Genomic DNA, 9,809 nt, shown 5'->3' on the forward strand with positions numbered 1-9,809 from the left:
TGAGCGATGCCGAAAGCACCACTCACTCGCTTACAGCAAGTTGGCGCTTGTCAGCAATGCGCAGTGCAACCCGTAATTCATTGAATTCATTGGTCACGCTTTGGCAAATGCCCGGCATCTACCCGGTAGGTGACGGGCAGATGCCGGACAAACAGCGAGCGTCACCAGGCGCGGCCGAGGTCGAGCGGCACGAGTCGATCCATTAATGACCGCGACGGCGTCCAGGCGATGCGCCCACCACCGAGCTTCCCGCGCTCGGCGCGCAGCTCGTCGATGCAGGCGGCCAGCAGCGCAGCCAGCTCCTCAGCCCGCTGCCGCAGCGCATCCTCAGCCCGCTCCGCCTCGAGCCGCGTGAACGCATGGCGTGCCATCTCCAGCGCCTGCGATGCGGCCTGGACAGATCCCTGCGCGGCGGTGACCGAGGCTTCGCTCTGGGAGAGGAGCTCGACGAGCCCCTCGTGGTCCGCGCGGTTCAGCTCGAGCACTGCACCGTCATCGTCCCGGGTCTCGCCGCGCTGGCGCCGAGCGATGATGGCGGTGCGAGCCTCGTCGAGCTCTCGGATACGCGCCGCAATCTTGTCGCGCGCCAGCTCCGCGTCTCGAAGCGCGACACGCGCGGCAGTGAGTTGCTGTTCAGCCGCAGGCACTCGTTCAGCGGCAGCCAGCAGGGCGTGGTCGGTCGGGGTCATTGGCGTCCTCGGGGGGCAGCACGCGTCGGCGTGGGGTTTAGGGATGCAGGAGGAGTTAGCGCCACCAGCCGTGCCTGGAGACGGTTGGTGGCGTCAGCGATCATGGCGGCCGCGGTGGCGGCGAGCGCCTCGGCGGCTTGGCGCTGCCGATCAGCTTCCGCCGAAGTCGTGCTGGCTGACGCGGTAGCGGCCTCGGCCGTGAGCGCGCGTAAGCGGACCCGAAGGCGAGCGGTATCGGCGCCGGCGAGGAGCGCGGCGCGAATCTCTGCCTGCACTTCGGCGATCTGAGTCTCGGGTGCAGTCATTGGTTCGCCTCCAGCTGCAGATCGAGCGCGTGCAATTCTGCCAGCTCGAGCGCGGTCAGACGCCCTTCGGAGACGAGCTGAAGCGCCTTCGCCATCACACCATCTGCGGCGACGCGCGTGGCCTCGCGCCGTTGCTCGGCGACGCGGGAGCGGAGGGCGTTTGCCAGAGCTCTGAATTCAGGGCCCATTCCGTTGATGCTCATTGGGGCCTCCGCCCCCTTGCAAGCGCCGCGAGCTGTGCGTCGGTCAGCGCGTCGTAGTCGATCAAGTCGGCGTCCAGGCCCCAGGCGCGGCGCTCGCCCTCCTGGATGATTTCAAGCGCCCGCGGCACCACCCGCGCCACCTTGAGCCGGTCCGAGAGGGACATCGGCGCGCCATCTGTCGTTTGGGCTCGCTGCAAGAGGCGATAGATCGCGCCGCGTGCACTGGCCCATTCGGTGCGGTGTCGGTCGAGCAGCCACTGCCGGACCAAGTCGAGATCGTCAGGGTCTGCAGGAGGCGGCGGCATGTTGGTCGAACCTGGTGGCGTCGCGAAAAAGTCTCCGCCGCCAATTTCGTCAACCTTTGCCTGGCTGGGCGCGGTAGCCACCTGGTCTGCCTGAGTTGCGATGGCCGGCGAGGGCAGCAGCTTTCGCCAGTTCTCACGTCGCGCGCGCAGACGGATGCCTTCGCGGCTCAGAGGCCAAGGCCCCCCAGCATCGCGCGTGAGCCAGGCGAAGCCGGGGAGCGGAGATCGTTCCCAATCAGAACGGATGGTCGCCCATTGGGCGCTCGTCAATCGTGCCATGACCGAAGAGAGCCGTCACGACGACCTCTCTAGGCAGCAACTTCGTCAGAAAAGACCCCCTGCACTGGGCAGGGGGCAAGTTTCGACGCTGCGCGGCACAGGGCGCACCGCGCTGCTTTGGTCTGCTGTCACGACCCTCAAGTTGCTGCCGATGAGGCTGTTGGGCGTCCTGCCTACCTCGACTATCCTGGCCACCGCGGGACAGAGCGACAGGGGGAGACAGCATGGACGATGTGACGATCCGCCCAGCCTCAAGCCGGGCCACCAAGGCGGCGCCGGCCAGCAGCTTCACCGGGACGGTGCTGCAGGACTCCATGGTCACGCCTCAGGCGCCGTCGCGCACCAGCGCCACCCTGGTGACCTTCACACCGGGCGCACGCACCAACTGGCACACGCACAAGACCCGGCAGGTGCTGGTCGCCACGCATGGGACAGGCATGGTGCAGGTGAAGGACAAGCCGCCCCAGGTTCTACGAGCCGGCGATGTTGCCGTGGTTCCGCCGGGGCTGGTGCACTGGCACGGCTCGATCGCAGGCCACCTGTTCGCGCATATCTCCTTTGTGGAGACCGACGGGCCGGACAACACCACCTGGATGGAGCCGGTCGACGAGGCGCATTACCAAGCAGCCGCAATCACTCCTACCGGCTGATCGCCGCTCCTTGGCTGGCGCCCGGTGGCAGGACACCATGGGCGCGCCGCCACGCAGGTAAGCGACGAAGCGGGTTATGCGCCGGCGGCTCTGGCAGCCTGCATCTCTTCTGAGCGCAGATGCTCACGCAAGGTCTCCAAGGTATTCTCCATGGTCGCCAGCACCTGCTGCGCCAGCTCGGCGGCTTGGGGATGATCGTCGGCGATCATCTCCCACAGGATTTCGGCCTGACGAGCGCACCTCGCCTCTCCCTCCGCGACATGGCGTCGCGCGATGTCCAGCGGTGTTTCTGCTTCCCTCATCGGCTTGTCCATCCTTCGCCAACCCAAACTGATGAGGTGGTCCGCAGATCCGTGCTTGCTGGCGAATACGACCTCGGCAGCTCAGCCACAGGCCGCGCAGGTCAGCAGCCCGCGCTTCTCCCGCGCCGCTTCCACCAGGTAGCCGCAGCGAAGGCAGTTCGCGCCGTCATCATCCCCTGCAAAGGGATCAGCGAAGGAACGCGCTTCCTCGTTCGCCGCTTTGCCTGCCTCGCTCCGACGCGTGTGCCGTTGCCTGACCCCCTCTGCTTCGGGGGCGGCAGCGGCGGCCTCTGGAGGAGGTGTTTCCGGCTGTAGCGGCGACGGCTGCCACATCGGCATGACGTGGGTGGCCGGCGACGGCGTGGGCTCAGGTGCGGCTGGCAGCACGTCCTTTAGGAGAGCGGGTAATGCCGTCTTTGCTCGGAACCCCTCGGGCCAGGTCTCGGCGCGCAGACTCCGATCTGCAAAACGCGGAGGCGCCGCGGCCTGGTTCGGTCTCTTGCGCCGAACCTCTACGACTTCAACAACTCGGCTCTTGCCGGGAATGCCTTTGCGCGGTGTGCTGACGATGAGGCGCTTTTCACCGCTGTCTGAGGCGTGTGCTTCCTGCCTTCTCTGGCCGGAGAAGACGCGATCTTCTTCTGACATGGAACTCCAGGGTGTGGGTGCACGATAAGGCTTCCACTGTACTCACGGTAAGCGCCCGAACGCGCTCTCCCGAATCACGAACACTAAAACGCAATGATCGCCGCTCAACCACACATGACGTGGCATGCGATTAGGGACTGTTCGCAGGTAAGCACAGGCCAGATCAGGCAAGCCGGTACACTGCTGTTCACTCACTCAGTGAGCCACTTCTGGCCCCTGCACATTGACAATCGGTGCACGCGTGAACTTTGGGCAGAGGTCGCCGTCAGCAACGCTGCAGGCGTAGTAAGGGCTGCTACGATTTCGACACCACTGATAAGGTTCATTGCCGAACGGATGTGGGCCCGTCACTCGACGGCGCCACAGGCAAATACGACAGCATGCTTGGTCCGACATCACTATTCCTACCGGCAAAAGCATGGCCGATGACTGGCTTGTTGCGTCGCAACATGACATGAGTGCTTCCAATTGAAAGCGTGACCAGTGAAAGGTTTTGTTCATCTTGGGAAAACTTAGCGCGATCTGATCGCGTACAAGGCTTCACAAGCCCGAGTAACCCGCTTCTCAGGGCTGGAAATGGGAGGCGGGTGCTAGGGACGCCGCTCGGGGTGAGAGAGCGACGACGATTGAACATTAGGGATGATCCGCGTTCGCACGGAAGCAATTTGCGAGCCTGAAATTGAAGCGGCCGCCCCTCGCGGGGACATGCGAGAAGCGGCCCGTATGCTGGGGCACGACAACCTTAGGCCAACGCGGTCATGAGTGGTTCGGTTGCCGCGACGCTGAGAGAGGCCGGCCTGGCCAGTCTTGAGATCTTGCAGGGATGCCAAGTCGTGATCGCAGCCCATTCTGGCTCGCGGTAAGCACGGAGCGCGCCTGGTACAGAGGGAAACGATAGAAGTGCTGCTGGTGGTCAACGGACCTTGCTATCATGCGTCCTCAGGAACTGCGCGAAGCCCTTCTACATGCTCACCGCGCTCCAGCATTGTCAGTGCCTTCCTGCCAACGCTCCATGCGTCTTCCGCACTGGCGAAGATCGGCTCGGACCCCAGCACGACGAAGTCGCTCCCTTCCTTGCACACCCTCCAGCGCCAGCGGCGTGGTGAGCGCGAGAGAAGCTCGACCTTCACGTAACCGAAGAAAGCAGGACGCCGATTGGGCGACATAACAGGAAACCCATCAATCTGAGGTCCTGTTAACTCACTCGAAACAGGATGGTATCGCTCTAAATTTTCAACTATCGGTGTAATTTTAGCCTGAGCTCGCTTGCTTTCGAAGGGGGCGACCCGCCTCCTGGCAAGGGGGGACAGGAGGCGGGCGCCGATGCGGCCGCTTGGGGTTTGGGGGCAAGCGGCAGCGGCTAGTTGCCTAACATATTCCGCTTCGACGCAGCAACGGCTCGCCAGTGCCGCGGGTGACTGAGTAACTCCTGCTCGCCCAGGCTGCGCCCGCTCCCCAGGGGTAAGGGCCTGAGAAGCGGGCGCTCGGGGTGCCGCCACGGGATGCGTGAGCAGCAGCGGCAGCGGTAGAGTAACCGCGAGTTACAGTCTGCGGCATAAAAACGGTTCGCGAGCGCAAGCGCTTGGGTGCCTCCATTTGCGGGTCTTGCGAATGCAAGAGAAGAAACCTTATCTTGCATTAAGCCAGCGGCAGGGACTACGGCATGTCTGATACCAGCGCAGTGGCAGTGACGGCCGAGATGCCGGTCGCGGTTCCAATCCAGCAGGCCGACACCGACGAGACCCTGATCGGCCTCTGGCTCAACGGCCGCTCTCGCCACACCATCCGCGCCTACGAAGCGGACGTGCGAGCCTTCCTGGCGCATGCCGGCAAGCCGATCCGCGCCGTGACCATCGGCGACGTCCAGGCATTCGGCAACAGCCTCGCCGATCTCGCCTCCGCCACACGGGCCCGCCGGCTGTCCTCGGTGAAGTCGCTGCTCGCCTTCGCCCATCGCCTTGGCTACGTGACCTTCGACGTCGGCGCGCCGGTGAAGCTGCCGCCCGTCAAGGCGACGCTGGGCGAGCGCATCATGGACGAGAGCGCCGTCCATCGGATGCTCGCGCTGGAGCAGGATCCGCGAAACCACTGCATGCTGCGCCTGCTCTACCTCGGCGGCCTGCGCATCTCCGAGATCTGTGGCCTGTGCTGGCGCGACCTGGTGGCCCGTGGCGATGCCGGGCAGGTCACCGTGTTCGGCAAGGGCGGCAAGACGCGCGTCGTCCTCCTGCAGCCCAGCATCTGGGCCGAACTCAGCGGCCTGCGGCTACTGGCCAACGGCGATGAGGCTGTCTTCCGCTCGCGCAAAGGCGGCGCGCTCGATCCCTCGCAGGTGCACCGTATCGTCAAGGCAGCGGCGGCTCGCGCCGGCCTGCCGCCGGAGGTCTCGGCACACTGGCTGCGACATGCGCACGCCAGCCATGCCCTGGATCGGGGCGCGCCGATATCCCTCGTCAAGACCACGCTCGGGCATGCCAGCGTGGCGACCACCGACCGCTACGTGCACGCGCGACCGAACGACAGCAGTGCGCGGTATCTGGCTGGCTGACGCGCCGCGTTGCGATGTCGGGGTGGTCGCGCTTGACGCACGCAGCACAGTAGACTGCGCTATGCCCTACCGCACAGTTTTCAATCCAAAGCTCCTGCACCGGTTACCCACTCCGGCACGATGGGCCGGCGCTGCACTGCTCGTCCTGATAGCCTTCGCTGTTCGGTTTTGGCTGTTGCCAGTGACTACCTTACCCTTTCTGCTGTTCTTTCCACCTATCATCCTGGCAGCGGTGCTTTTCGGCCGTGGTTCGGGCTTCGTTGCCTTAGCCCTGAGCACGATCGTGGCTTGGCATTTCTTTCTGCCCCCGTTCGGCTCGTTCGCGATACCCGATAAGGCGACGACGCTGAACTTGGTCCTGTTCGCTACCGTAGGTGCGTTTGTTGCTGGGACCATTGAGACGCTACACGCAGCATATGTCGAGCTAGACAGGGCGCTCGATCGGGCGGAAGCAGGCGAGCAAGAACGTGAGCTTCTGCTCGCCGAGTTCTCCCATCGTGTGAAGAACGACATGCAGCGGATCATCGGAACTATGCTGCTGCAGGCGTCTGGCAGCGACGCCGTCATCGGGGCTGCGCTGCGCACCGCAGCGGAGCGTGTCCGTGTTATCGCACGCGTTCACGACCGCCTAGCCCAACGCAAAGGCCATGCTCTCGTCCACATAGACGAATATCTGCACGACCTCATCTTGGATCTGCGCAGCACCATCGGCGGCTTGCGGCCGATCGGACTTTTCATCGAGGCTGAGCGGCACCTGCTGTCAGTTTCCCGCGCCGGATTGATGGGCCTTGTCGTAAACGAGTTGGTCACGAACGTTCTGAAGTACGCCTTCCCTGATGAGGGCCGCGAGGGCATCGTGCGCGTCAGCTTTCGGCGCGATGGAGAGGACTACGTGCTGATGGTGGTGGATAATGGCGTAGGGATGCATGCTACCCAAGCTGCGGTGAAGCAGGAGGCCCAGACGGCCGACGGCATGGGAAGACGGTTAGTCCGTGCGCTTGCGGCGCAACTCGGTGGTCACTTCGACATCAATGAGCCCCCTGGTAATCGAGGTACCGCCTGCACGCTTCGGTTTCCGGTCTGGCCGCCCGGTGATCAGATCGAGGAACGCTGATACAGGTTGGGCCATGCCCGATACCCTTCACCCGCTTGAGCAGCTTGCAGCCACCGGTCCATGCGGCGGTCCGTCCTACCGCTACCGCGACGCTGAGATCCGTTGCTTCCCGGGTGCGCGTGTTTGCAGCCTGATCATGCCGGGCCACCCGCTGAATGGGCGAACCTTCAGCACGCTAGAGATGGTCGCCGATCTGGTCGATGCATGGCTCGATAGGGAATACGTGCCGGCGTACATTCCCTCGGAGCGAAAGACATGACCGATTCCGCTGTAGTCGAGGTGCTCATCGTGCTGATGGCAGGCATCTTGGTGGCTGCCGCCCTGCTATTCGTTAAGTGGTTCCGGCCGTGGTCTAGCTTGGCCTCGCTGGTTTTGGCGGTGATTGCCATGGTGCTCGTGGCGCTGCGGCACAACGGGCTGTTCTAGCGGCGACTGGTGCCGTGTCCCTGCTTTGGTTGAGCAGGAGTTGGAAGTGGCATGGCTACGGTCAAACGGGAAACGCGGGTGGCGACACCTCTAATCTCCCGGCTTGGCAGCGGTGCTGCCGAGAGTATTTTGAGTACCCGCCTGATGATCCATGCACCGTAACCAGCGAGCAGTGTACCCACTCCTGCCGGCCAGGGGTCCTTGGCGACGGCGCTTAACAGGGCGAGAGTCAGTCCACCCCAGAGAAGAACGCGACCGATATAAATGCGATTTGTGAGGCCGGCGGCCCGCGCTTCGCGCATAACATCGGAGTTCTCCACCTTAATTCTCCCGGTACTTGGAGATAAGTGGCTGTGCTGTTCAAGCCGACAAGTCCGGAACATCGCTGGGATGTGCCAGCGTACATTGCATTGGTGCAGGAGGCGTGACCTCCCCCTTCCTGGCCGAGATGCTGGTCCTGCTGATGGCCGGCATCCTGGCGACCACCGCCCTGCACTTCGCCAAGCAGATCCGGCCGAGGACTGGCATGGTCCTGCTGATCCTGGCTCTGGGCGCCTCGGTGCTCGTGACGCTGCAGCACAACGGATTGTTGTAACGGCGACTAACGGTGCGCCCTGACGTTCTCTTAGGGGGAGCCGGAAGGAGGAAGGAGTCCGGCTCGTGGTGCACGGCTTCGGCCGCTCGGTGACGCGAGTAACGGGCTGGGGCCGGATGGTCCCCTCCCCTCTTTCGCCAAAGCTACTCGGCATTAGCGAAGTTGTCGTCCCATATGTGATGTCATTGAATTGGCCGCTCAGCGGGAGCGGACGTTGTCACTAATCGGGTCGCTTCCACATTGGCCCGCCGGGGCAATGTTATGGCCATCGAGGACTTTCAGGCACTGCTTGCCCGAGTGCAGGCGCAGATTGCTCGTCTTACCGATCGCCTCGTCGTGAGCCAAGGGCGGATTGCGGCAACCAGAGGCCTTTTAGAGAAGGATCAGAGAAAGCGAGACTGGAATGCAAAGGGAGGCTCCGACATGACGTCGAGCGATGATCCAGAGAACATCACGAAGCGCGAGGCCGACCGGCAGAAGAATGAGGCGGGGCGCCTAGAGGCTGAAGTGCGCCGCGAGCAGGTCGCAGCCCAGCAAGCCGCAAGCGAAGCCGAGCGCGAGCAATCCGAGGAGGCGCGCCAAGTTTCAGAAGAAGGAAGGCAGGTTGGCGAGAAGTTGCGGGTTGCCGCTGAGGTGGCACGTTCGGTGGCGGAAGAGGTGCGTGCTGCACAGGAAGATGTGCGGGAGGCACGGGATGAGACGCGTGGCCTCGCCGAGGAGCTACGCAAGTTGACGGAACAGGGGCGCAGGGAAGCTGAACGGCTGCGGCGCGAGGCCGAAGCTCAGCGAGTTGCGGCAGAGAAGCAGCGCAAACTCGCGGACACGATGCAGCGAAGGCAATCTAGGAAAAAGGCGCCGGACCAAAGCTCGTGAGAAGCGCTTTACGAACAAAACTGGAACACGCCGGGCGGTTGCGCGTAGACTTCGGGCCGTCCCGAAGGGCGAATCGCCATGAGCACGGACCTGGATCGCGTGGCTGTCGAGGCTGAAGCGGACCGCCTGAGCGGCGTCTACCTCCACGTCATGCTGATCGCCCGTGCCCAGCGCCTCGACCTGCTGCAAGCCGGCCACGAGGCGGTGGCGAAGGGCGTCATCACCGCGGAGGACTGGGCGCTGGTGCGCGAGGCGCTCGGCGGCAGATGAGCGTCGCCTATCCCGGCGCCGTCCTGCTACGGGAGTTTCCGGGCGACCTGGTGCTGGTGGAATGCCGGCGCTGCCCGCGTCGAGGACGGTACAGGCTGGCTACCTTGCTCCAGCGCTTTGGTCCAACGGCGACGCTGCCCGAGGTGTTGGTGGCGCTGTCGGCCGACTGTGACCGGCGGCGGGACTGGAGGCACGATGGACCGTGCGGCGCGGGTTTTCCGGACCTGGTGCGTACAAATCGCTGAGGATGCTCCCCTGAAGGCCGGCTGTTAGTTAGGCACTCGCCATTCGCCCGGCCGTTCGACACCTGGCGCCCAAGCGCGCAAATAAATGCCCGGCGGCGCGGGCTTGAGGTGGAAGCGCCAGCCATTTAGACGCGGCAGTACCTCCCATCCAACCGAGGTCGGCCACCATGGTTGCTCGGCGATCCAGCCTTCCAGACCCTGCCATGTCCATAACAGGGAGCGAGCCTCGATTTCGGTCACAACGGCGCCCTCCGCCTTTGGTGCGGCGGTGCCCCATTACTTAGGCTGTTACAGAGTTTGGTAACCCTCCGCCGCCCGCGGTGCCTGTCGACGCTGGGCCGAGGAAGGGCAAAAAAG

General features: G+C 64.0%; 14 protein-coding genes and 2 pseudogenes. 10 read left to right on the forward strand and 6 right to left on the reverse strand.

The features are described from left to right. Positions 1-161: 161 nt before the first annotated feature. The 4 genes from Q7A36_RS36060 to Q7A36_RS36075 are packed head-to-tail and all read right to left on the reverse strand — an operon-like array spanning position 162 to position 1,583. Positions 162-689: a hypothetical protein gene (locus Q7A36_RS36060; RefSeq protein WP_305108630.1), complete on the reverse strand. Its 528-nt coding sequence runs from the start codon at positions 687-689 to the stop codon at positions 162-164. Continuing rightward, positions 686-994, reverse strand: coding sequence for a hypothetical protein (locus Q7A36_RS36065; RefSeq protein ID WP_305108631.1), 309 nt, complete (start codon positions 992-994; stop codon positions 686-688). The genes Q7A36_RS36060 and Q7A36_RS36065 overlap by 4 nt, the downstream gene beginning before the upstream one ends. After that, a complete protein-coding gene (locus Q7A36_RS36070; RefSeq protein WP_305108632.1) occupies positions 991-1,197 on the reverse strand; it encodes a hypothetical protein in 207 nt (68 codons plus the stop codon). The genes Q7A36_RS36065 and Q7A36_RS36070 overlap by 4 nt, the downstream gene beginning before the upstream one ends. Next, the gene (locus Q7A36_RS36075) at positions 1,194-1,583 is read right to left on the reverse strand and encodes a hypothetical protein (RefSeq protein WP_305108633.1); all 390 of its coding nucleotides are present in this window, start codon (positions 1,581-1,583) and stop codon (positions 1,194-1,196) included. Before Q7A36_RS36075 ends, Q7A36_RS36070 begins: the two co-directional genes overlap by 4 nt. Before the next feature lie 422 nt (positions 1,584-2,005). Here Q7A36_RS36075 and Q7A36_RS36080 point away from each other — a divergent pair, with 422 nt between their 5' ends. Further along, the gene (locus tag Q7A36_RS36080) at positions 2,006-2,431 is read left to right on the forward strand and encodes a cupin domain-containing protein (RefSeq protein ID WP_305108634.1); all 426 of its coding nucleotides are present in this window, start codon (positions 2,006-2,008) and stop codon (positions 2,429-2,431) included. A gap of 74 nt (positions 2,432-2,505) precedes the next feature. Here Q7A36_RS36080 and Q7A36_RS36085 read toward each other — a convergent pair whose 3' ends face one another. Further along, positions 2,506-2,745 carry a hypothetical protein gene (locus tag Q7A36_RS36085; protein ID WP_305108635.1) on the reverse strand — a complete coding sequence of 80 codons (240 nt, stop codon included), beginning with the start codon at positions 2,743-2,745 and terminating at the stop codon, positions 2,506-2,508. Positions 2,746-2,814: 69 nt separating this feature from the next. Then, positions 2,815-3,381 carry a hypothetical protein gene (locus Q7A36_RS36090; protein ID WP_305108636.1) on the reverse strand — a complete coding sequence of 189 codons (567 nt, stop codon included), beginning with the start codon at positions 3,379-3,381 and terminating at the stop codon, positions 2,815-2,817. 1,699 nt (positions 3,382-5,080) lie between these two features. On the opposite strand from Q7A36_RS36090, the pseudogene Q7A36_RS42070 reads away from it, so the two are divergent. The 9 genes and pseudogenes from Q7A36_RS42070 to Q7A36_RS36130 form a co-directional block, all read left to right on the forward strand. Continuing rightward, a pseudogene (locus tag Q7A36_RS42070) lies at positions 5,081-5,326 on the forward strand (site-specific integrase); the annotation flags it as partial. A gap of 45 nt (positions 5,327-5,371) precedes the next feature. Beyond that, positions 5,372-5,887: pseudogene (locus Q7A36_RS42075) on the forward strand (tyrosine-type recombinase/integrase); the annotation flags it as partial. 103 nt (positions 5,888-5,990) lie between these two features. After that, entirely contained in the window at positions 5,991-7,043 is a 1,053-nt protein-coding gene (locus Q7A36_RS36100; RefSeq protein ID WP_305108638.1) for a sensor histidine kinase, read from the forward strand. A 13-nt stretch (positions 7,044-7,056) separates the two neighbouring features. Next, positions 7,057-7,302 carry a hypothetical protein gene (locus Q7A36_RS36105; protein WP_305108639.1) on the forward strand — a complete coding sequence of 82 codons (246 nt, stop codon included), beginning with the start codon at positions 7,057-7,059 and terminating at the stop codon, positions 7,300-7,302. Continuing rightward, positions 7,299-7,469: a hypothetical protein gene (locus tag Q7A36_RS36110; RefSeq protein WP_305108640.1), complete on the forward strand. Its 171-nt coding sequence runs from the start codon at positions 7,299-7,301 to the stop codon at positions 7,467-7,469. Before Q7A36_RS36105 ends, Q7A36_RS36110 begins: the two co-directional genes overlap by 4 nt. A gap of 424 nt (positions 7,470-7,893) precedes the next feature. Beyond that, positions 7,894-8,064, forward strand: a complete 171-nt coding sequence (locus Q7A36_RS36115; RefSeq protein WP_305108641.1) for a hypothetical protein — start codon at positions 7,894-7,896, stop codon at positions 8,062-8,064. Positions 8,065-8,325: 261 nt separating this feature from the next. Further along, the gene (locus tag Q7A36_RS36120) at positions 8,326-8,937 is read left to right on the forward strand and encodes a hypothetical protein (protein ID WP_305108642.1); all 612 of its coding nucleotides are present in this window, start codon (positions 8,326-8,328) and stop codon (positions 8,935-8,937) included. A gap of 78 nt (positions 8,938-9,015) precedes the next feature. Further along, entirely contained in the window at positions 9,016-9,207 is a 192-nt protein-coding gene (locus Q7A36_RS36125) for a hypothetical protein (protein WP_305108643.1), read from the forward strand. Next, entirely contained in the window at positions 9,204-9,452 is a 249-nt protein-coding gene (locus Q7A36_RS36130) for a hypothetical protein (RefSeq protein ID WP_305108644.1), read from the forward strand. Before Q7A36_RS36125 ends, Q7A36_RS36130 begins: the two co-directional genes overlap by 4 nt. The last annotated feature ends 357 nt before the right edge of the window (positions 9,453-9,809 follow it).

Origin of the sequence: Paracraurococcus lichenis (assembly GCF_030657435.1) — a bacterium.
In the GTDB taxonomy this organism is placed as follows: domain Bacteria; phylum Pseudomonadota; class Alphaproteobacteria; order Acetobacterales; family Acetobacteraceae; genus Paracraurococcus; species Paracraurococcus lichenis.

Bases quoted from the DNA above. Each gene is read 5' to 3' on its own strand.
- Q7A36_RS36125 (WP_305108643.1), top strand. From the start codon at position 9,016: ATGAGCACGGACCTGGATCGCGTGGCTGTCGAGGCTGAAGCGGACCGC.
- Q7A36_RS36085 (WP_305108635.1), bottom strand. From the start codon at position 2,745: ATGGACAAGCCGATGAGGGAAGCAGAAACACCGCTGGACATCGCGCGA.
- Q7A36_RS36065 (WP_305108631.1), bottom strand. From the start codon at position 994: ATGACTGCACCCGAGACTCAGATCGCCGAAGTGCAGGCAGAGATTCGC.
- Q7A36_RS36060 (WP_305108630.1), bottom strand. From the start codon at position 689: ATGACCCCGACCGACCACGCCCTGCTGGCTGCCGCTGAACGAGTGCCT.
- Q7A36_RS36090 (WP_305108636.1), bottom strand. From the start codon at position 3,381: ATGTCAGAAGAAGATCGCGTCTTCTCCGGCCAGAGAAGGCAGGAAGCA.
- Q7A36_RS36110 (WP_305108640.1), top strand. From the start codon at position 7,299: ATGACCGATTCCGCTGTAGTCGAGGTGCTCATCGTGCTGATGGCAGGC.
- Q7A36_RS36070 (WP_305108632.1), bottom strand. From the start codon at position 1,197: ATGAGCATCAACGGAATGGGCCCTGAATTCAGAGCTCTGGCAAACGCC.
- Q7A36_RS36080 (WP_305108634.1), top strand. From the start codon at position 2,006: ATGGACGATGTGACGATCCGCCCAGCCTCAAGCCGGGCCACCAAGGCG.
- Q7A36_RS36130 (WP_305108644.1), top strand. From the start codon at position 9,204: ATGAGCGTCGCCTATCCCGGCGCCGTCCTGCTACGGGAGTTTCCGGGC.
- Q7A36_RS36105 (WP_305108639.1), top strand. From the start codon at position 7,057: ATGCCCGATACCCTTCACCCGCTTGAGCAGCTTGCAGCCACCGGTCCA.
- Q7A36_RS36100 (WP_305108638.1), top strand. From the start codon at position 5,991: ATGCCCTACCGCACAGTTTTCAATCCAAAGCTCCTGCACCGGTTACCC.
- Q7A36_RS36120 (WP_305108642.1), top strand. From the start codon at position 8,326: ATGGCCATCGAGGACTTTCAGGCACTGCTTGCCCGAGTGCAGGCGCAG.